Source organism: Thermomicrobium sp. CFH 73360, from assembly GCF_023806465.1.
In the GTDB taxonomy this organism is placed as follows: Bacteria; Chloroflexota; Chloroflexia; order Thermomicrobiales; family Thermomicrobiaceae; genus Thermomicrobium.
The window spans coordinates 634,312-654,416 of record NZ_JAMSLS010000001.1 but is presented as its reverse complement, the minus strand read 5'-3'; the positions used below and the strand labels follow the sequence as shown (position 1 = coordinate 654,416).

At 60.0% G+C, this 20,105-nt stretch carries 16 protein-coding genes and 1 tRNA gene; 10 read left to right on the top strand and 7 right to left on the bottom strand.

What is annotated here, in order from left to right; genetic code table 11:
- The first annotated feature begins 767 nt into the window (after positions 1–767).
- The 8 genes from cas6 to cas2 all read left to right on the top strand — a co-directional run bounded on the left by cas6 (position 768) and on the right by cas2 (position 9,765).
- Entirely contained in the window at positions 768–1,520 is a 753-nt protein-coding gene (gene cas6, locus NET03_RS02920) for a CRISPR-associated endoribonuclease Cas6 (RefSeq protein WP_252127388.1), read from the top strand.
- Positions 1,517–3,709: a TM1802 family CRISPR-associated protein gene (locus NET03_RS02915; protein ID WP_252127387.1), complete on the top strand. Its 2,193-nt coding sequence runs from the start codon at positions 1,517–1,519 to the stop codon at positions 3,707–3,709. Before cas6 ends, NET03_RS02915 begins: the two co-directional genes overlap by 4 nt.
- A 40-nt stretch (positions 3,710–3,749) precedes the next feature.
- Positions 3,750–4,727 (top strand): type I-B CRISPR-associated protein Cas7/Csh2, encoded by a 978-nt coding sequence (gene cas7b, locus NET03_RS02910; RefSeq protein WP_252127386.1) that lies wholly within the window; start codon positions 3,750–3,752, stop codon positions 4,725–4,727.
- Positions 4,728–4,735: 8 nt separating this feature from the next.
- A complete protein-coding gene (gene cas5 / locus NET03_RS02905; RefSeq protein ID WP_252127385.1) occupies positions 4,736–5,479 on the top strand; it encodes a CRISPR-associated protein Cas5 in 744 nt (247 codons plus the stop codon).
- A gap of 41 nt (positions 5,480–5,520) precedes the next feature.
- Positions 5,521–7,863 (top strand): CRISPR-associated helicase Cas3', encoded by a 2,343-nt coding sequence (gene cas3, locus NET03_RS02900; RefSeq protein ID WP_252127384.1) that lies wholly within the window; start codon positions 5,521–5,523, stop codon positions 7,861–7,863.
- Positions 7,839–8,444: a CRISPR-associated protein Cas4 gene (cas4, locus tag NET03_RS02895; protein WP_252127383.1), complete on the top strand. Its 606-nt coding sequence runs from the start codon at positions 7,839–7,841 to the stop codon at positions 8,442–8,444. The genes cas3 and cas4 overlap by 25 nt, the downstream gene beginning before the upstream one ends.
- On the top strand, positions 8,441–9,427 hold the full coding sequence (gene cas1b / locus NET03_RS02890) for a type I-B CRISPR-associated endonuclease Cas1b (protein WP_252127382.1): 987 nt from the start codon (positions 8,441–8,443) through the stop codon (positions 9,425–9,427). The genes cas4 and cas1b overlap by 4 nt, the downstream gene beginning before the upstream one ends.
- A 74-nt stretch (positions 9,428–9,501) precedes the next feature.
- Positions 9,502–9,765, top strand: a complete 264-nt coding sequence (gene cas2, locus NET03_RS02885) for a CRISPR-associated endonuclease Cas2 (RefSeq protein WP_252127381.1) — start codon at positions 9,502–9,504, stop codon at positions 9,763–9,765.
- Between the two features lie 40 nt (positions 9,766–9,805).
- On the opposite strand, the gene NET03_RS02880 is transcribed toward cas2, so the two are convergent.
- The 4 genes from NET03_RS02880 to pdxR all read right to left on the bottom strand — a co-directional run bounded on the left by NET03_RS02880 (position 9,806) and on the right by pdxR (position 14,614).
- On the bottom strand, positions 9,806–10,894 hold the full coding sequence (locus NET03_RS02880) for an AIR synthase family protein (RefSeq protein WP_252127380.1): 1,089 nt from the start codon (positions 10,892–10,894) through the stop codon (positions 9,806–9,808).
- Between the two features lie 661 nt (positions 10,895–11,555).
- A complete protein-coding gene (pdxT, locus tag NET03_RS02875) occupies positions 11,556–12,170 on the bottom strand; it encodes a pyridoxal 5'-phosphate synthase glutaminase subunit PdxT (protein ID WP_252127379.1) in 615 nt (204 codons plus the stop codon).
- Between the two features lie 9 nt (positions 12,171–12,179).
- Positions 12,180–13,082: a pyridoxal 5'-phosphate synthase lyase subunit PdxS gene (gene pdxS, locus NET03_RS02870; RefSeq protein ID WP_252127378.1), complete on the bottom strand. Its 903-nt coding sequence runs from the start codon at positions 13,080–13,082 to the stop codon at positions 12,180–12,182.
- 29 nt (positions 13,083–13,111) lie between these two features.
- On the bottom strand, positions 13,112–14,614 hold the full coding sequence (gene pdxR, locus NET03_RS02865; RefSeq protein WP_252127377.1) for a MocR-like pyridoxine biosynthesis transcription factor PdxR: 1,503 nt from the start codon (positions 14,612–14,614) through the stop codon (positions 13,112–13,114).
- 979 nt (positions 14,615–15,593) lie between these two features.
- Here pdxR and dnaJ point away from each other — a divergent pair.
- The gene (gene dnaJ, locus NET03_RS02860) at positions 15,594–16,730 is read left to right on the top strand and encodes a molecular chaperone DnaJ (RefSeq protein WP_252127376.1); all 1,137 of its coding nucleotides are present in this window, start codon (positions 15,594–15,596) and stop codon (positions 16,728–16,730) included.
- A 997-nt stretch (positions 16,731–17,727) separates the two neighbouring features.
- Here dnaJ and NET03_RS02855 read toward each other — a convergent pair.
- From NET03_RS02855 to NET03_RS02845, 3 genes are all read right to left on the bottom strand, one after another.
- Complete coding sequence (locus NET03_RS02855; RefSeq protein WP_252127375.1) at positions 17,728–17,889, bottom strand: Flp family type IVb pilin; 162 nt, start codon at positions 17,887–17,889, stop codon at positions 17,728–17,730.
- A 40-nt stretch (positions 17,890–17,929) separates the two neighbouring features.
- Positions 17,930–18,133: a Flp family type IVb pilin gene (locus NET03_RS02850; protein WP_252127374.1), complete on the bottom strand. Its 204-nt coding sequence runs from the start codon at positions 18,131–18,133 to the stop codon at positions 17,930–17,932.
- A gap of 276 nt (positions 18,134–18,409) precedes the next feature.
- The gene (locus NET03_RS02845) at positions 18,410–19,468 is read right to left on the bottom strand and encodes a sensor histidine kinase (protein ID WP_252127373.1); all 1,059 of its coding nucleotides are present in this window, start codon (positions 19,466–19,468) and stop codon (positions 18,410–18,412) included.
- 554 nt (positions 19,469–20,022) lie between these two features.
- Here NET03_RS02845 and NET03_RS02840 point away from each other — a divergent pair.
- Positions 20,023–20,093: transfer RNA gene (locus NET03_RS02840), tRNA-Gln, on the top strand.
- The last annotated feature ends 12 nt before the right edge of the window (positions 20,094–20,105 follow it).

Sequence of the window (20,105 nt, the reverse complement as noted above, 5' to 3'; positions counted from 1 at the left end):
AGCGTTCCATGCCACTGCGTTTTGGGAAACTGGCTTCGAAAGCCGCTGCTTTCTCCCGGCACGTGCACCGAGCAGTCTGCTGACTGTCGGAACCAGTTGCGGGTTGAGCAGTGCTGTGTCGGTCAGGCTTGGTTTGGGTAATCGGCACAAAAAGAATTCCGTCTGCCGGAAGGGAAGCATGTCGGACGGTGACGGGTCGTTCGTTCATTCATGGTGAGACGTCGCATGGCACGAGGCATCGCGTCCCCTCCGGGCGTCCCATGCGGACGGTGCACTCCCCAACTGGGCCCTTCCTTGAGTTCCTGCTGCGGTAACGCCGTACCATTTTGCTCGTTCGGTGGTGAGTGCTAGGACTGCGGGGGGCGTTGGCCTCGGAGTGGCTTGTCTTTCAGGCGAGCTCTTCTTGGGGGATGCTGATGGCGGAGTACTGAACTACTGAGCGGTCGAGGCCACGGAGATGCGAGGGTCCCCCTTGCCGGGTTGGTTTTGTTCCGACTCTCGTCACTGAAGTCGGGGGCAGTGAGCGGCGGCGGATGCTCGTTCTTGGCTCACAAACCTTCTGGGCATGGGGTGTGGAGGCTGCTGCGGAGGGGCTGGGCGCCCCTGGTCGTTGGTGTGTTTCTCGAGCGTGCCTGATGCTGCAGTGCAACGGGAACACCAGTATTCCCGTGGGTCAAGGATACTAGGAAACAAAAGGGGCTCTTGACAGAGCATGAGTTGGGCGGTTAAGGTTGAGTGAGCAGTGATGCAATTGGGTAGGGAAGACGGTGCGTCTGGAGATCCGGCTGGAGCCGGACCGGTTAGGGGTCCTTCCCCTGCAGTACCGTGAGGCGCTGCAGGCGATGATCTATCGACATCTCCCGCGGGAGATTGGGCAGCCGTTGCACGATGGTGCCTATTGGCAGAGTGAACGGCCACTGAAGCTGTTTGTCTTCTCGCAGCTCCATGGGGAGGTCCAGTATCGGCCGGGTGAAGGGGTCGAGATCAGGGGGCCGGTCTGGTTCCGCTTTGCGTCGCCAGAGCGAGATCTGGCGTTGGGGCTGGCAGCAGGCTTGTTGCGGTTTGGCCGAATACGGATTGCGACGTTGGAGTTTGCAGTGCGGGAGATTGCCACACTGGCATTGCCGGCGCTGGAGGAGCGGCTGGTGGTACGAGCCCTTTCGCCGATCACGGTCTATCGGACGCTGGAGATCGAGGGAAAGCGGCGCACACAGTACTACAACCCACTGCATGAGGAATTTGGCGAGCTGGTGGTCGCCAATCTCCGGCGCAAGGCGTCGGTTCTCGGTGTGGAGGGGAGGGAGGGGACAGTCCGCGTGCAGGCGCTCAGTGTGCATCCGAGGGGCAAACGGCTGGAATGTTACAAGGGGACTTGGATCGAAGGGTGGGTCGGGCGATTTCTGCTGGAAGGGCCGGCGGAGTACCTCCGGCTTGCGCTCGAAGCGGGGCTCGGGGCGAAAAACAGTCAAGGGTTCGGGTATGTGGAGGAGGTCCCTGATCGAGAGGTGCCGAGGCGATGATCCGGAGTCTGTACGCATTAGGACGATCGATTGCCGAACTGCTTCGGGATGATCCTGAAGCGATCGTCGAGCAACTGGCATTGACGACTGCTGATGACAGTCCACCGTTGGCGGGTGATGGGAAGGTAAGCACAGCGCGCACCTACATCGGCGTGCTCGATGTGTCGCCGTCAACTCGAACTGTACGACACCATCTCGTGGAAGCAAGCGCCGAGAACTTGCGGCGTTTCCTATGGCTCCAGCTTATGAAGTTCTCGCCAGGTGGCGACGTACGCGACGTAACGGTCCGCGACTTGAAGTATCTGCTTGGTCCCGTCTTCGTTGGTCTTGCTCCACGGCTTCTGTTGGGGGAATCGCAGCATCCAGCATTGGATAAACTGGAGCCGAGTATTCAGCCGATAAAGCCGATGCTGTATGACTTTAAGAATCTGCATGAATTTCAAGAGTTGAATAACATTTTTACGGCCCTTTGTGATGTGCAGGAATTAGAGGAGTTTAAGAAATCGGTGCGGCCGCGAGATCGCTTTTTCTTAAAGCTCGACGGTCTGCGGCTCGATCCGCCACCGACTACAACGATAAAGGAAGGAATTCTTCAGGTGCATGATGGTATTGTGCAGATCAATTGGGACAAGCTGAGGCAAGAGGCCCCGCAAGGGCGAAAAGAGCGGCCTGACGAGCTGGCCAAGGGATTGCGCGACGCGCTGACGCATGAGCTTCGTGAAGCGCTGGGATGGAAGAAGGAGGTCCAGTACATTACCCTGAGCATTGAAGGCTGCCCGATTGCTGAACAATCAGCATACCGTGAATACATACGTTCAGTTCTTCTCGATGAGCCGTTTCAGGGGCAGGAGAGCATCAGCGGTACTTGTCACCTTTGCGGAAAGACAGCGGTGGTTACTTCCAATTTTGTGCCCATGCGAATAAAGATATTCATTAATGATAAAGTCAGTTTTGCTGGAAATCTTCGGAGAGATGGATTTTGGGAGCGCTATAGTATATGTCAGAGGTGCTACACCTATCTGTTAATTGCTGATCGACTCCTGGAGCAGGAATTGGAAGTGCAGCTCCTTCGGTCGCCGGTTTTCCTTGTTCCAGAACTTGTGCTGCAACCGTCCACGGATCTTCATGGCGTTCGACGAGTTCTCCAAAGCATACGGCAGCAGGCTACTGAGCTTGGTCGCGTCAAGCAACTTCGGCAGGCGACAAAAGACCTTGCGGCGGTTGCACAAGAGCGCTCAGCTCGCTACGCTGCATTGACGTTGCTCTTCCACGAAAAGCAGAACATGGCGGTTAAAATCCGCGAAGTCGTGGCGGAGGTACCGCCCTCGCGTGTCCAGCAGGTGATTGTGGCGATCAATCAAGTCAACGACGCAGCTGGGGCTGGCGGCTGGGCTGAGCCTCTCGTCGGGCCTATCAATCAAGTGTGGTTTGATGGACTCGATGCTTTGTTAGATACACTTCCCATTCGCCGCAGTGAGGGGAGGCCAGTGATCCGACCGGCATTGACACTGACTCGTCAACTTCTACAACAGGAGCCGATCGATCTCGCTGATCTCCATGCTGCGTTTGTGGAAGGGGTTCGTGCAATTCGTAGCGCTCACACTGGATATTGGCTTGTCTCGCAACAATGGAAAGATCGCTCCCCATCCTCCGAAGAGGTGGATCGGGTGATGCGGGCGTACCTTGCTCGTACCCTTGCCTTGCGACTTATCGTACGTGAGGTTGGGTGCACGTCTTTTGGAGGTGCTGCAGTGAGTGTGCTTGTGCCAGAATCGTACCGTACGGCGATGCGAGAACTTGGTCTTTCAGAGCAGGAGCAGTCGCTGTTCTTGCTGGGGGTCTTGCTTGCGCGAGTAGCAACAGAGCAATATCGGAGTGATCAGTCCAGAACAAAGCCGATCCTAGAGAAATTAAACTACAGTGGCATGTCGTTACCACGAGTGATCGTCTTTGCGAATGAGTTATTTGACAAACTACGCCAGTATCGGTTACTCAGTGGTGAGTATGCAGCGGAGAATGAGGTGCTCTTCGCTGAGGCGATCCAGCAACTCACTCGACATCGCTCCCACTGGCCATTAACTGACGCGGAAAACGTCTATTTCGTTTTAGCTGGCTACGCCTATGAAACGGGTCGGATGATTCGTCGCGGGCGTGACAAATCAGCTGCCGAGCTACAAGAAGTACAGTAGAGGCAAACGCGCATGAAGCGAGTCAAGGAAGGAGAACGCAATGGATAACCAGGTACGGAATGCCGACCTGTTGTTCCTGTATGATGCCAAGCTGACGAACCCGAATGGTGATCCGGACGATGAGAATCGGCCGCGCATGGATCCGTTCACGCAGCGCGTGCTGGTGAGCGATGTTCGGTTGAAGCGCTTCCTCCGTGACTACTGGCTCTCCCGAGATTTGGATGTCTGGGTGCGCACGCGGGACGATGGCAGCCGCGTGGATGCGACGCAACGCGAGGAAGACTTGCGGAAGGTTTTCGAGCAGGAAACCGGGCAGCAGCTTGGTCGTCGAGGCACCCGATCCGACGAGGAATACCGGCAATGGTTCCTGAGCCGACTTATTGATGTCCGCCTTTTTGGTGCAACACTACCAATTAAAGCGGGTCAGAGTAGTCGTGGGCTGTCCGAGCAATATACCGGGCCTGTTCAGTTTAGCTGGGGATACTCTCTGCATCCAGTGGAAATAAACCCATCAAACAGTATTACCTCGATGTTTGCTGGTCGTGGGGGAGAAAAGGGCGAATACGGAACCATCGGGAAGGACTGGCGTGTTCTTTATGCCCTGATCGCCTTTTGGGGGCACGTTGCCGCCCACCGCGCCAAGGCAACGCAGATGACAGCTGAGGATCTTGAGGCACTGGAGGATGCACTCCTTCATGCGCTCTCCAGTGAGGCGACCACGCGAAGTAAACTGGGACAGACGCCACGGTTATATCTGCGTGTTGACTGGAAGGACCGTGCGCCGTCGTTCGGCGATCCACGCGACGGTCTTCGTCTCCTGGCGGCCCAAGAGGAGCTTCCCGTCGAGCGCTGGCGGAGTATCGAGGAGTTTGTGCTCGATCTTCAGCCGCTGGTCAGCCGCATCATGCGCTATCGCGACGACATTGCCAGTGTCCGCTACTGGCGGCACGACGAGCTCAACGTCCGCGGTGAAGAAGCGCTTTTGCAACTGCCCCACGTTGTGCGGGTGAGCGGGTGAGGCGCGCAATGGTTGCGGTTGTCCACTGTGACCTCTGCGGAAAATTTGCTCATTTCCGGCGCTTCTATACGAACTCGTCATCGTTGAGCTATCCGATACCGCCCCCCTCAACGATCCGCGGCTTGGTGGCCGCTGCACTGGGCCTGGAGCCAAGTGACTATCCGGAGAGACTGCGCACATTGCAGATGGCTATCGGTGTGCGACAGCCACTTCGCGCACTGCTTCAATCAACCAATGCGCTGATGGTGAAGTCGGGTACCGAACGAGAGCTTCGTGGTTTCGAGCCGCGGACACAGATTCCTACACAATTTCTGCTGCCAGAGACAAGTTTCGATGACTGGGACACGACATCACTGCGATTTCATCTGGTTCTGGTGCCTCCGGAAGGACTGTCCGTAGGTCAATTGGCAGAGGCACTGCGAGCTCCGATCTATCCACCGGCACTCGGCACAGCCTATTGTCTTGGGTGGATCGAGGGGGTTGAGGTTCACGAGGCTGAGGTCGGACATGATGACCCCTCTGTTGCTGATTATCTTGGGGCTTTGGATGCCTCGCAGATTGAGGAGTTTGTGCTGGATGAGCGTACTCCGCATCGCCTTTCCCGCGACCGCTATCCGGTCCGCCTGGATAAGCAACGGCGCCTCGTCGACGCACGGGATCTCATTGTCGATTTGCGAGGGTATCCTATCCGCTGCCGCTATCGTGGACGCTGGCTGCAGATCGAATCAGAGCGATGGGCCCTGATCGACTAAACCATACGAATGAGTGGCTTGCTAGGGAGGGGGAAGAGCTCGTGACCCATCTCCGTGCGGTGGGGACACTTGCGCGGAACTTCGCTCCTCCCTCGCTTGCCGAAATGGCTGAGCTTGTCGGCTTGGTGCATGATTTAGGGAAAGCAACTCCGTTCTTTCAGCAGCGCTTAAACAACCCACAGTTCGCAGATCCGGCGGCAAATCACGCATACATTGGTGCACTCTTTGGGGCCTGGGTGGCTCAGCAAAGAGGTTTCGATGCACTGGCGGTTTTCCTTGCTGTGGCCCGTCACCACGGTCCATTGCGCACTCCGGCAGCTCTCCTCCCTGATCCGGACGATATTGATCCACCTGACTTCTTGACTGTCGATCGGCAAGGCTTACGACGTGTACTCCGTGCCCTTTGTCGGCAAATTCCAGAGGTGGCGAAGAGTTGGCCTTCATTATGCGAGAAATTAGCGCTGCCTGACCCAACTCCATTTCTTCAGGGCGAGATATGGGATATTCTTCGGGAGCTTTGCGAGGAGGCGTGGCGTCTTAAAGTTCATGCCTTGCCGACTCTTCATGATCCCCAGGCACGCCGTCGCTACTGGGAGATCAATATTCTCTTTTCCGCTTTGATCGATGCGGATAAGAAGCTTGCCGCACAATACCAGAATCCCGAACGGGTTCGCTTGCCACGTGATCTCGTCGTTCGCTACCTGGCAACCACTAGCTCCCGCGCTAGTCCTTTGCAAGGGCAGCGGCGAGTATTGTTTGAGACTGTGGCCCGACAGGTTTCTCTGCGCCCGCTCCCGGAGCTTTTCCCTGCACTTCTCACCCTCACTGCACCAACGGGAGCAGGGAAGACGCTTGCGGTCTTGCACGCAGCGCTGACTATCCGTGCGCGTGTCGAGGAAGAGTGTGGTTGGAGCCCTCGTATTATTTACGCATTGCCGTATATCAATCTCATTGAGCAGACAGCATCTGTGGTACGGAATGTTCTCGTTACGGGTGGGTTTGACCCAGACGATGTCCTGATCGAGCATCATCATCTTGCGCCTCTAGTGCGGCGCGGTGCCAGTCACACTGCGGCACAAGCTGCGAATCAGGACCAGTTTGAGGAAGATCTTGATGTGGACGAAGCACTGCTCCTCGCAGAGTCCTGGGATGCGGAGATAGTGCTTACAACGTTTGTGCAGGTGTTCCATACGTTAGTCGGGTATCAAAATAGATCGCTCAAAAAATTGCATACGCTGGTTTCTGGTTCTATCCTTATTCTTGATGAAGTTCAGGCGCTTGATGCCCATTATTGGCCTCTTCTTCGGGCACTTCTTGCCGATCTTCCAGAATGGAATGTCACAGTCATCCTTATGACGGCGACCCAGCCGCGTTTGGTCGAGTCTGGTGCCGCGCTTGAACTTGTGGATCCGCCGCTGACGGACTACCCGTCAAGAGTCGTGCTGCAGCCCATAGCCCCTCAAACGATACCAGAATTAGCTGAGGCGATCGCAGGCATTCGGGATCGCAGTCAACTCATTGTCGTGAACAGTATCCGGGTTTCTCTTGAACTCTATCGCGCCTTGGAGCGTTACAGTTTCCCGTATCTTTATTATCTGTCCACCAACATTACCCCCCGTGACCGCCGCAGGCGACTCGCGGAAATACAGAAGCTACTCCTGGCACGTGAACCCGTTGTCTTGGTGAGTACGCAAGTAGTCGAGGCTGGTATTGATGTTGATTTTCAGGTAGGCTGGCGAGAATGGGGGCCTCTCGAGAGTTTGCTCCAGGTGGCAGGGCGTATCAACCGAAACGCTGAACAATCTCTAGCGTTTTTGCGAGTGATCCCTCTGCAGGAAGGTCAGGGAGAGCGCGTCTACGGTCGTATCCTGCTTGAGGCGGCACGCTCTCACCTACCCGAAGCTATGAGCGATCTGGAACTGATTCAACGACTCGATTGTTACTTTCAAACCATCGAGCAGCGGATTAGTCAAGCCCATGCGGAAGCCTTACTTAAGGCAGTTGCTTCCCTCGACTACGATCGTCCAAATGTCGACTGCCGTAAGTTGGGTGCCTCTGTTCCGCTCAGCTGTTTCCGCCTTATTGAAGAACTACCCGCACTGAGTATTGTGGTGGAGCAGGATGATCATGCCACGACTGCCATCAAGAAGGTACTGAACGCTCTGGCACTCGAACATCCGCATGAGCGCCGTCTTGCCGTGCGGGAAGCGTTCCATGAACTGGAGTACTATACCATTACGCCACTATTGCAGCGCGCTGTTGGTAATCTGCCGCCGCCACTTCTTCACGGCCGTGAGGACCTGCGGTTGATCACTTGTGAGCAACTGGAGTCGTTTTACGATGAGAAGACAGGGTTCAAATGGGATCTGAACCAATTCGTGTGACCGGAACGCTTATCTGGTACGTTGCTATCTGCCCGCGCCAGGCATGGCTTATGGCACATGCAATCGAGCCGTACCGCGACCACGAGCTCCTGGCGCTGGGTCGGGTGCTCGCTGAATCTGCCTATCCGCGCGAACGCAAGGAACTTGCCCTCCCCGGCATGAAAGTCGACGTGCTCCGACGTCGCCCCACTGATGCCGAGGAGGATGAGGCACTCGTTATCGGCGAGGTGAAGCGCTCGCCGCGTGCCCAACACGCCCAACGCCTCCAGCTCGGCTATTACCTCCTCCGACTCCGTGAGGCCGGCCTCCACGTCCGTGGTGAACTCCGCTATCCCGAGCAGCGTCGCGTTGAACCGGTCGAACTAACACCCGAACTAGAGGCCGCGGTGCGCCAAGCAATCACGCGCATCGAACAACTCCTCGCCCGCCCCGTTCCTCCACCTCCCGTACGGATTCCGGCATGTACACACTGTGCCTATTATGAATTCTGTTGGGTCTCGGAGGCAGACGAAGAATCGCAGGCAACACCGCGGCGTCGTCCTACTCGACAGGTCTCAACGGCGGAGAAGACGCAGCGATGAAACCGGTCTATGTCTTCTCTTCGGGAAGACTTGCCCGGCACCAGAATACGATCGTCCTGGAAACCGACGAGGGCAAGCGCTTCCTCCCGGTCGAGCAGGTCAGCGAACTCTATATCTTCGGTGAAGTTGACCTGAATAAGCGCTTCCTCGAGTTCATGGCTCGCGAGGGGATCCTCCTCCACTTCTTCAACCGCTACGGCTACTACTCTGGGACATTCTATCCGCGTGAGTACCTCGCCAGCGGTGCCCTCATTCTCCGCCAGGTCGAACACTATTTAGACCAATCACGGCGCCTCTTGCTCGCTCGGGCGTTTGTCCGCGGGTCGCTCCGGAATATCCGCACCGTCCTCCTGTATTACCGTCGCCGGCAGGTCGACGTTCAAGAGGCACTGGAGGTCGTTGACCAGGCACTGGCCGGTCTCGATGCGGCAGACTCGCCGACTGCACTCATGGCGCTGGAGGGGCATGCGCGAGAAGCCTATTACGCTGTCTGGCCTCGCATCATCGACGCCGAGTTCCCATTCGGTCCGCGCACGCGTCGCCCGCCTCGCGACGAAACGAACGCACTGATTTCATTCGGGAACTCGCTTCTCTACACCGCTGTCCTGGCACAGATCTATCAGACGCACCTGGATCCGCGCATCGGGTATCTTCATGAGACGAATTTCCGTCGCCATACGCTCAATCTTGATGTAGCCGAGATCTTCAAGCCGGTGCTCGTTGACCGCCTCATCTTTCGCCTCGTCAACCGGGGACAGCTCCAACGACGGCACTTCGTGACTGGTGCTGAAGGGGTCTTCCTCGACGACGATGGCCGCAAATTGGTCGTCGAGGCCTGGGAACAAACGCTACAAGAGACGTACCGTCATCCCACGCTCAATCGTTCGGTTTCCTACCGCACCACGCTGCGGCTCGAGCTGTACAAGATCGAGAAGCATTTGCTTGGAGAGCAGGAGTTCTTGCCCTTCGCACTACGCGGCTAACGTCACCGGGTCGCTCCTCTCCTCGGTATGCTTCCTAACAGCACCTCAGGAACTCAGAGGAAACGGGAGTCGGGATGTACGTCATCGTCGCCTATGACGTGGGGGTGGAACGGGTCGCACGAGTACTCAAGATTTGCCGCAAGTACTTAACCTGGGTGCAGAACTCTCTCCTCGAGGGAGAATTGACTCCTGCACAGCTCCGCCGCCTCCAGCAGGAACTGGAGCGGGCCATCGACCAGGACAATGACACCGTGCAATTCTACATCCTTCCACAGGCCTCAGTGGCTAAGCGCGTCACGATCGGTATCGTAAAGAATGCACCGTCGCAGCTTGTTTAGGGCTCCTGCGCTGTCCAACCTACAGAGGAGTTGTCCCGCTTCAGAAAGTAGTTGCGCCCTCACTACTCTGCTGCGTGCTCGCCATCGCTCGGCCAAAAGCGGCCCAGAAGGGATCGACACGCGGGTGCACCAGTGGGTGCTCCTTACCCCCAACGACCAGCGTCAACCCCTGCTCTGGCGGTACCACCTCACCAACGATGCTCGCTGCTATCCCCTTGGCCTGCAAGGCTGCAAGGAGGGCATCCGCCTTGTGCGGGCGCACTGTGATGATCAATGTCCCCTCGCTGATCGCCGCATATGGATCCATCCCAAACAGCGCACAGATCTTCGCAACATCCTCGCGCAGGATGATCCGCTCCTGTTCGATCCGCATGCCCACTCCAGACGCCTCGGCCACTTCCACTAGCCCCCCTAAGACGCCACACTCCGTGGCATCGTGCATCGCCGTCACCCCATCATCGCGGACGCCGATACTCACCGCGGTCAGCGCATCTTCCACCACCGTCATCTGCCAAAAGAGTTCCTGTGCCCGCTCCGCAAATTCTCGCCCGTACGCCGCCGCAATCTGCTCCGGGAAGCTCACCGCAAACAGTCCCGCAGCTTCAATCGCCGCTCCCTTAGTCACAACCACCACATCGCCGACCCGTGCCATCTTCGGGGTAACATAGCGGTCCGCCGGACCAATCGCCAGCACCGCCGCGCCACCGACCATGGGATAGTTGCATCCTTCGTACCGTGCGGTGTGTCCAGCAACGATGGCAATCCCGAGTTCAGCACAGACGCGGTGCATCGTCGTCCAGAGCAGCGCAAGCTCCTCCGCGGTAATTTCGAGCGGCAGATTGAGGTCAATCGCCAGGTAGGTCGGCCGTAGCCCGCTCGTGACTGCATCGGAAGCGAGGATGTGAATCGCAAACCAGGCCGCTCGCTCCCAGCCGTAGGCCGGAACCACAAACACTGGGTCAGTGGTCACGGCCATCACCAGCCCGTTCCCGAGGTCGACAATACCAACGTCAACTCCGTGCTGTGGCGGCACGAGCACCTGTGGTGACGGGGCACCGAGATTGGGCAAGATAATCTGATCGAACACCTCGCGCGAGATCTTGCCGAGTGTCGGAAGTTCGAGTCCCATCTGTCCTCCTCCTTCTCTTGGCTCCTCCCATCATGGCAGAGATGCCTGGGCTGCGACCAAGGTTTCCACTCTGCGACAATATCGTCCGTGCGGTGCGCAATCTGGTCGCGGCGCCAGTGCCGTATCCCCGTACTCCCTGGTAGGGGCCTAGCACCACACATTGCGACGGTTGTTTGCGGTGAGCTGATTGCCCGAGAGGCGGGACGCAAAGTAAGCAGAGTCGATGCGAGACAGGACCTCCAGAGACTCCTCGGGAGAGGTTGTCTGTACTCCACGACGTCTCTGCCTGGTGACAGGAACTGTACTGTTCTACCCACGTGCCTGACAGCTGGCAAGCAGAGAATAAGACATGGTAGCTTCTGAGCCGTTCTCCTGGTATGTCGCTCTCGCAAAAGCCAAGACGCCTGCGCTGGAAGCATCCCGGGCCGTCCATCGCCGGTCTGTGGAGGGAGGATGCTTCGTTGACTGGCCCGGCAACGGGAGCAGGCCGGGGAGGTGTCTTTTGCCCGTCACTCTTGGCAGCGATGGTCTGCTGCCCCTAAATGGGGCCGCTGCGTTCACAACAAGGTGTGTCACGGTAGGCCCCGCCAAAACGGACCACCGCGCTTCGGCTGTACAGAATGATCTGGACTGCTGCATGCGCGGTGGCGAGAAAACCGCCTTACGCCGTTGACTGCAGACTGGCTGCAGGCGTGGCGAGGCTGCAGAACCAGCGGTGAAACCGGAGATCGTCGGTGAGTTCTGGATGGAAGGCAGTGCCAATCAGCGGCCCCTGCCGCACTGCAACTGGTGTTCCATCCGGAAGACGTGCCAGGACCTCCACCGTCGGGCCAACGACCTCCACCACCGGTGCACGGATGAAGACGGCCCGCAGGAGTGGGAGTCCGAGTGGCTCGACGAGGAGGTCACATTCAAAGCTCTCACGTTGGGAGCCAAACGCGTTGCGGCGGATGACAACATCAAGGAGCCCAAGCAGCGGCTGGTGCCGTGCTCGTGTTTCGGCGACCACCTCCCGAGCAAGCACAATGAGGCCCGCACACGTGCCCCAAATTGGTCGGCCCGCTTGCGCAAGAGCACGGATCGGCTCAACCAGCTCAAACCGCTCCAGGAGCCGACCAATGGTGGTGCTCTCGCCGCCCGGAATGATCAGGCCGGCAACCCCTTCCAGATCTGCCGGTCGGCGCACTTCACGTCCTTCAACACCGATGCGCCGGAGCACGTGGAGATGTTCGGCAAAGTCTCCCTGCAGTGCCAGGACGCCGATGAGACGCGACATGGCTCCTCCTCACCAGCCGCGTGGTGCTAAGCGCTGTTCGGGCGCGAGCGATACGATATCGATCCCTGGCATCGCCTCACCAAGGCCACGCGAGACTCGAGCGAGGACTTCCGGATCCCGGTAGTGGGTGACTGCTTCGACGATCGCTTTCGCGCGGGCAAAGGGGTTCTCCGACTTGAAGATCCCTGAGCCGACGAACACTCCCTCTGCTCCGAGTTGCATCACCAGCGCGGCATCGGCTGGCGTGGCAACACCGCCGGCGCAGAAAAGAACGACGGGTAGCCGTCCTTGCTCGGCGACCTCCCGAACGAGTTCGTGCGGAGCCCCCAGCTCTTTGGCCGCTGTCACGAGTTCCTCACGAGGCAACGCAGTGAGCCGCCGAATCCCATCAAGGATGTCCCGCAAGTGGCGGACCGCCTCGACGATGTTGCCGGTGCCGGCCTCACCCTTGCTGCGGATCATCGCCGCTCCCTCGGCTACACGGCGGAGCGCTTCACCAAGATCACGAGCGCCACAGACAAAGGGAACGCGGAAGGCATGCTTGTCAATGTGGTAGCGGTCATCTGCTGGGGTCAACACCTCACTCTCGTCGATGAAGTCGACACCGAGCGCTTCCAAGATCTGTGCCTCGGCAAAGTGGCCGATCCTGACCTTGGCCATGACAGGAATCGTGACAGCCTCCTTAATGCGCAAAATCCGATCGGGATCGGCCATCCGGGCCACCCCGCCTTCGCGTCGAATGTCAGCGGGCACGCGCTCGAGTGCCATGACCGCCACAGCTCCCGCTTCCTCGGCAATCTGGGCTTGCTCAGGGGTTACCACGTCCATGATGACGCCCCCCTTGAGCATCTGGGCTAGACCAACTTTGGTCCGCCAGGTCGCCTGATCGATATTGCTGTTCGCGCCAATCATCGGCTCCTCCTTTCTGGTCCTGTTCGGAACTACACGATCGGTGCACTTGCTCGCTCGCGCACCGCATGCGCGGTCTGCAGAGCCCGGAGTGCTGCTGCAAGGCGGCGTACTCCTTCGACCAGCGTTGCTGGTGCCGGGTAGGTGAAGTTGAGGCGCAGGAAGGCGCGGCCAACTGTTGGATCAGGAAAGAAGCTCTCACCGGGTGTAAAGGCCACGCCGCGCTGAGCAGCTTCCGGCAAGAGATCTCGTGCACGCACTCCCTCGGCAAGTTCGCACCAGAAGTAGAGCCCGCCACCCGGCACGCGGAAACGCAACGCTGTGCCGAGTTCAGCACGGAGCGCAGCGACGAGGACATCGCGACGTTCCCGATAAGCTGCACGCAGTGTCTCGAGGTGTGGGAGCAGGAGCCCCCGCTCGATGAATGCCCACACCGCCCACTGCATAAGCGGATTGGTGTCGAGATCAACCAGCTGTTTGACGAGAGTCAGCTGATGAATGACCGGCCAAGGGGCAATGACCCAACCGATCCGGAACCCTGGGAACAGGATCTTGGAGACGGTGGTCAGAGAGATCACGACGCCGGCGTCGTCAAGCGCGGCGAGCGGAGATGCTGGAGGTGCCTCGTACCAGAGCTCGCGGTATGGGTCGTCCTCGATCACCGGGATGCCGGCTCGTGCGGCCAGTTCCAGGAGTCGCTGGCGGCGGTCGAGTGAGAGTGTGGCGCCGGAGGGGTTCTGGAATGTCGGCAGCGTGTAGATGAGCTTGGGGCGGCGGTGCTCTAGAGCCTGCTCCAGCACGCTGACCCGCATACCATAATCGTCGACCGGCACCGGGAGTAGGCGAGCTCCCACTGCACGGAACACCTGCAGAGCCCCGACATAGGTCGGTGCTTCCACCGCGACCAGGTCCCCAGGCTCGAGCAGGGCGCGAGCAATGAGGTACAACCCCTGCTGCGAGCCGGAGACGACGAGGACCTGGTCGGGACTGCAACGGATCCCCCAACGCTGGGACCAGGCGGCAATCGCCTCGCGCAGCGGGGGATAGCCTTCACTCGGGCAGTATTGGAGAAGGCGCGGCCCTTCGCGATGCAACGCCTCGTCGAGGAGTTGCCGGACCACGCTGATGGGATAGAGCTCAGGAGCTGGGAGTCCCGTAGCAAAGCTAATCACGTCGGACCGGGAGGAGGCGAGTGCTGCGTCTTCGAGTGCCGGGTCGTAGAGGAGCGAGGCGAGTGGAGCAAACAGCTGTGGCCACGGGACACCGCCGGCGGGCCACTCAGGCGCTGCTGGCCGCCGATGATCAATGACCACGGTGCCGCGTCCCACGTGGCCGGAAATGAGTCCTTCCGCAGCGAGTTCTCGGTAGGCACTCACCACCGTACTGCGGTTCACCCCAAGCATGGCGGCGAGGCGCCGTTCCGGAGGGAGCCGCGTGCCAGGCGGAAGCTCACCACTCAAGATACGACGACGCAGCTGTTGGGCTAACTGGCGGTAGAGTGGTGTTCGAGTTGTACGGTCGAGTTGGATCTGCATGGACCTCTCCTCTGCTCGACCTCATCCAAAACCTACGGCGGTCAATACCGGGTGCCAACGACCATTGTAGCACTGCTGAACCATCCAATCCGTCCACTTCCTGTCATTGGATGGCTCCGGGCAATGGTGCCAGTTACGTGGTGTCCTGCGCGCGACGGCGACCAGAAGCTGGTCGGATGGCGATCAGCCTTGTGCAACGACTGCACCGCAGCGGCCTCACCTGATAGACCGGCCGGAAGTCCAGGCAGAGACACGTCGTCCGTTGCGGTCATTTGCAGGGAGGAGGCGGGCGGCGGGGGCGACCGCACCCGAGGCGTACCTTGGCGTCTTGGTGTAGCGCTCGACAGAGTCACCGGTGTTCAGGGAAGCGGCGCGTCGTGGGGCCCGAGAAGCTACTCCGTTGGTGCACGCGTGCCCGGCGTTGCTGTCGGCGGCGTTGCGTGCGCCAGCTCCGTGCGCGACGACCAAAAGAATTGTGGGTGCGTTCTTTCTGCAGCAGCGTAGCGTGCAGCAGCACTGGCTCAGAGAAGCACAGCCGTCCCTTCCAATCGGCAGGAGCGCCAGAGGCTGCTGGCAGCGTGGATCAGTCTCCAGGGAACCTCCTGTGACCGCCTGCAGTGAACTGATCCAACCAACCGGTGCAGACAGCGGTTGGTGGATTTCCCTCGCGGGAGAGATGCCCGCATACCGTGTGACAGAAGGCATGGCACTTGGGAGACAGCGGGAAAAGCGCCGGCGAATGTACTGGTTGCCGAAGCAGCAGTGACTGATCACGCTGCTGCGCTCACCCTCTCCGCCTGTATAGTGCCTGACGGTATGGTGTGGGACGACGGTTCTGCTCAGAGAGCAAGCTCCAAAGGGCGAAGCAGCGCGGCATGCGGGCTCATTCAGCCATGTGACTGTTCGCGGCCTCCACCTTGCTATACTCCATATCAGACTCGGCGGGTGTGCCGGTTGCCCATAAGGCAGGGGTTTGCGCATGGGGACGAAGCGGGACTACTACGAGGTACTCGGCGTCAGTCGTACGGCGAGTCAGGATGAGATCCGGCGAGCCTATCGTCGGCTCGCGCGGCAGTACCACCCGGACGTCAATAAATCGCCGGACGCCGAGGAAAAATTTAAGGAAATCAACGAAGCGTACGAAGTGCTGAGCGACCCGGACAAGCGTGCAGCCTACGATCGCTTTGGTCACGCCGGTGTGCAGGTCGGCGTGGGCGGGAATTCGGGGGCGAGTGCCGACCCGTTTGGGTTCGGTTCACTGTTCACCGACCTCTTCGACTCGTTCTTTGGTGACATGACGGGGGCTAGCCGACGTCGCCCAGCACGGGGTGCCGACCTTGAGGCGACGATCGAGCTGGAGTTTGAGGAGGCGCTGCGCGGCGTTGAGAAAGAGCTTGAAATCGAGCGACTGGAGATCTGCCCTGATTGCCGCGGCACCCGGATGCGCCACGGTGCGCAACCCGTCACCTGTCCTGTCTGTGGCGGCAGTGGACAACTGCGTCGCTACCAGCAGACGATCCTCGGTGCGATGATCACCGCGACGACCTGCAGCCACTGCGGTGGCGAAGGTCGGGTGATCGCCGATCCTTGCCCGACATGTCGTGGACGCGGCCGGCTGCTGCGGCGCCGGACGGTGCGCCTGGAGATCCCGGCTGGGATCGAGGACGGTGCGACACTCCGGTTGACCGGCGAAGGAGAGCATGGCGAGCCGGGTGCGCCACCAGGCAACCTGTATGTCCATGTGCGGGTACGACCACATGAACTGTTCCGCCGTGAGGGGACAACACTTTACCTGGACGTACCGATTAACGTCGCGCAGGCGGCGCTCGGTGCCGAAGTCGAAGTGCCCACAGTCGATGGTCCGGTGCTGCTGACCATCCCACCGGGGACACAGCCGGGGCAGCGTTTCCGTCTGCGAGGGAGGGGCGTGCCGGAACTTGGCACGGGGCACCGCGGCGATCTTATTGTGACGGTACGTGTTGTTGTGCCGACCGAACTGACTCCCCGACAGCGGGAGCTCTTTGCGGAACTCGCCGAGTCGCTGGAGCGGCCGGATGTTCGTGAAGCACACCGCAAGGGACTCTTCGAACGGATAAAAGAGGTGCTCGGCGTGTGAGCGATCGCGAATAGGGCACTCATGGATGTAGTGAGAAGGATCCCTGGAATTGGCCGCGTGGGTGGGCGCGAGTCCTTAAGGGGTTCAGTGGCTCCTTGAGATGCGCATAAAGGGGCCGTCCAACATCCGACGAGCTTCGAGCGTTCGGAGGCTACTTGTGATGCGCGAAATCCCCATAGTGCGGCCAGTGTAGGCACGATCTCAGGTCAGCTGCAGCACAGCATCAGATCGGCCAAGTGATCAGCCGAGTGGTAGGCACTCCCTCGCGCTCAGCAGGAGCGGAGAGGTGGTTGCTTCCCGGCATGCGCAGTGGGTCACAAAAACCCGTGGATGGTCGAGCAGAGCTGGATAGACACGCGCGGCGGTAAAGCGGCCCCTTGAGCCATCGGAGGTGTCCGGGGTGAGCCTCTTCCGTAGCGGGTGCAACCCGTATTCAGCAGCCACCTGAGAACTGCGCAATCAGCGCGTGCTTTCCCCAATCGTTGATCAAACAGGTTCGCTATTTCCTCTCCTGGAATTGGGCGAGCAGTGGTCGGTGGCGGGCGATCGCGTCTGTTGGGGCTTCGCCTGGCACGATCCGATGGTAAGGAATTGGCGCGAACCGCTCCTCTGGGGCACTTGGTGGTACCGCCGACCCAACCAATCTGCAAGCGTGCCCAGAGGTTTGCAGGGGTGTCCTCCGGGGGAAGATAGCTCCGGGACATGCGTTGGGTCTGCTGCCCAGAATGCGGCTGTGGCGGTATTCTCCGGCACCGCTGGGGTGGGAGAGGCGAGGTCGGGCGAAACGATGAGCGAGGGGTGGACGGAGCTCCAAGACGGTGCTGCCCAGCAGTGCCGGTCCCGAGTGGAACGAGGCATGCTGGAGGTGCGGGTCGGTCCAGCAGGGATGGATACAGTGGCATGGTCATTGGATGGCCGAGTTGAGCCGGTATCGTCCGCCTGTCGTGCGGAGAGAGCAGAACGCCCTGCGCAGTGGGCGTGGCGCAGGGCGTCCCGTTTACGAGCCGGGGAACGCGGCTGCGGCAGTCTGGAAGAAGTCGGCGAGTGTTCCGCCGAGGATAGTCAACGCGCCGACGAGCGTGATAGCGACAAAAAGGATGATCAGCGCGTATTCGACCAGACCCTGGCCAGCCGCGGCAGCCCGGTAGCTCTTGGTCATGACCTGCCACCACCGTTCGGTGAAACCACAGTGCTAGGTGTTACTGGCTGCCGCCACCAAGTGCACCCTCGATGGTTGCGAAGACGTTTCCAATCCCTCCAGCGAGTGCCGTCAGGGCGGCAATCAATGCAATCGAGACGAGGGCGATGATCAGCGCATACTCGACCAACCCCTGTCCCTCGGCTGTTCGATCCTTCTGCGTTTCCCACCAGGCGAGGACGTCGTAGAGATATCGCTGCACCATGGGTTCCTGCTCCCTCCACCACTGTCGCCGGCCGATGACAGCTCGGCATGATGACTCCGCTGACTCACTGACCCGCGACCGCCTGGCGCCGCTGTCGGATCCTTCACCCCCTCTCTCGCTGCCGCGTCGAGGTCGGTCGTGTCAGGTGTCTGTGCTGACACTACGGTGTTGTTGCCCCCGGGCCGTAGGCGCATTTGTCCCCATCGCAATCGGGAGTTCGGTTCGCATCCGAATGGGGGATCGGAATCATCCCACAGAGTGGGAAACGAGGAGGACTCAAGTCAGGGGAATGAGGAGCGTGAGACGCAGCCGCTCCGGCGCGAGTTGCTCACTGGCAAGGCTCGCGCTCAAATGCTCCAACCGTTCAGCCAGAAGCGGGTCGAACGGTGGGAGAGGGTCGAGTGGTGCAGGGCCGGCTGCCTCCAGGCGCGCAATGAGCTGCGCTGGCTCGTAGTGGATGTCAACGAGGAGTTCTGTCACACCTGCGTGCCGGGCGACGTGAGCACACGTTGCCTGCAGGAGCCGATAGGCGAGCTGTGAGAAGTCTGGGGGGAGTGCATCGTCGCGGTCTGGGCCATTGACCTCGAACCGTTCGAGCCGACTGACCCGTGCCAGCTCGCGGACATACCGGCGTAAGGTAGCCACGAGCCCAATTTCCGCGACTTGACTCGGCGCCAGCTCGAGCAGGGTGCGACGCAGGCCGTGCACCGCCTCGCTCGCCATCTGGCGCAGCCGCAGGAGTTCGACGTGTAGCTCTTCTGGTCGCTGGCGCTCGAGCTGGAGACAGATCTCAATCTGCAACACGAGTGCACTGAGGAGTTGTGCGAGTTCATGCTCCAGCATTCGCCGGACGGACGCACGTTCACGTTCGGCGAGCGAGAGGAGGTTCTCCGTCGGGAATGGCTCGCGGGAAGGACTGAGCAGCCGGGTGCGCCGCTCGCTCATACGGTCGCTGGCAGCGGCGAGCTGGTTTTCGGCCAAGGCGAGGAGCTCGCGGAGGCGCTCCTGGTACAGCGAGAGGCTACGACGGCGCTCCTCCAGCTGTTCCATTTGGTTACGCAGCATGAAGAGCCGAAGGGTCGCCTCGTGGACAGCGCGATAGGCGTCGCGAATCTCGCTACGCGGATAGGCCTCGAGGTTGGTCTCGACGTCACGGAGGCGAGCGCTCAGCTGGATCTCGCGCTGACTCAGCCGCTCGACCTCTGTCGCGGTCTGCGCGAGCAGGAGCTCGATCTCCTCGAGCGACCGTCCGGTCTCTCCGAGTTCCGCTCGGCAACGCTCAACTGTAGCGCGCAGTTGTTCAGTGAACGTTCCGGTCTCCTGCCGCTCAGCCATCACGACGCCTCCGTCGCGGAGGAGTCTAGTTCGGGGATCGGCAAGGCACAAGACAGGCAGGGTAGGAAAGATGTCCCTACTCTCTCGCTGGCCTTGCCGGGACGGACATTGGCGCGGTGAGATCGGACAGCCGCGCAGCCGTCGGGGTAAATGATCTCCGTGTCCTTCCTCTCCCCGAAAGGCGCGCATCGCAAGCATCTGGTGGCGAGTGGTGCGGACTGGCTCGGCGCAGCGAGAGCAGGCGGTGGCATTGGCTCTTTGGCAGTGACCCGCTGCCTGCGTGCGGTTGCGGCAGGCCGGCTCGAGCGACACGAGGCCAACGTGGTGGGGGGGGCACAGCGTGGCTTGGGCTACCCTTGGTTCTCGAAGCCGAGGCCGGGTGAGCTTGGCTACTGGAGACAAGCTGGCTACAGCCAGCCGTGCCACGGAGACAACTGTTGCAGTGCGGTCTTGCTTGGGAAGGGGTCAGCGTGGCTCTGTGGTACCTGGACTATCGCCGGGAAGGTTGACGGAGTTGGTCGCGGGCGTGTAGGCTAGATGATGGTTACAAACATTGGCGGGTGGTGAAACGGTATCACAGGGGCCTTTGGAGTCTCTGTTCCAGGTTCGAATCCTGGCCCGCCAGCCGGGTGGCACG

Excerpts from the sequence above, each read along its gene's own strand:
- NET03_RS02915 (WP_252127387.1), top strand. The coding sequence starts at position 1,517 with ATGATCCGGAGTCTGTACGCATTAGGACGATCGATTGCCGAACTGCTT.
- cas7b (WP_252127386.1), top strand. The coding sequence starts at position 3,750 with ATGGATAACCAGGTACGGAATGCCGACCTGTTGTTCCTGTATGATGCC.
- cas5 (WP_252127385.1), top strand. The coding sequence starts at position 4,736 with ATGGTTGCGGTTGTCCACTGTGACCTCTGCGGAAAATTTGCTCATTTC.
- cas4 (WP_252127383.1), top strand. The coding sequence starts at position 7,839 with ATGGGATCTGAACCAATTCGTGTGACCGGAACGCTTATCTGGTACGTT.
- cas1b (WP_252127382.1), top strand. The coding sequence starts at position 8,441 with ATGAAACCGGTCTATGTCTTCTCTTCGGGAAGACTTGCCCGGCACCAG.
- cas2 (WP_252127381.1), top strand. The coding sequence starts at position 9,502 with ATGTACGTCATCGTCGCCTATGACGTGGGGGTGGAACGGGTCGCACGA.
- NET03_RS02880 (WP_252127380.1), bottom strand. The coding sequence starts at position 10,894 with ATGGGACTCGAACTTCCGACACTCGGCAAGATCTCGCGCGAGGTGTTC.
- pdxT (WP_252127379.1), bottom strand. The coding sequence starts at position 12,170 with ATGTCGCGTCTCATCGGCGTCCTGGCACTGCAGGGAGACTTTGCCGAA.
- pdxS (WP_252127378.1), bottom strand. The coding sequence starts at position 13,082 with ATGATTGGCGCGAACAGCAATATCGATCAGGCGACCTGGCGGACCAAA.
- pdxR (WP_252127377.1), bottom strand. The coding sequence starts at position 14,614 with ATGCAGATCCAACTCGACCGTACAACTCGAACACCACTCTACCGCCAG.
- dnaJ (WP_252127376.1), top strand. The coding sequence starts at position 15,594 with ATGGGGACGAAGCGGGACTACTACGAGGTACTCGGCGTCAGTCGTACG.
- NET03_RS02855 (WP_252127375.1), bottom strand. The coding sequence starts at position 17,889 with ATGACCAAGAGCTACCGGGCTGCCGCGGCTGGCCAGGGTCTGGTCGAA.
- NET03_RS02850 (WP_252127374.1), bottom strand. The coding sequence starts at position 18,133 with ATGGTGCAGCGATATCTCTACGACGTCCTCGCCTGGTGGGAAACGCAG.
- NET03_RS02845 (WP_252127373.1), bottom strand. The coding sequence starts at position 19,468 with ATGGCTGAGCGGCAGGAGACCGGAACGTTCACTGAACAACTGCGCGCT.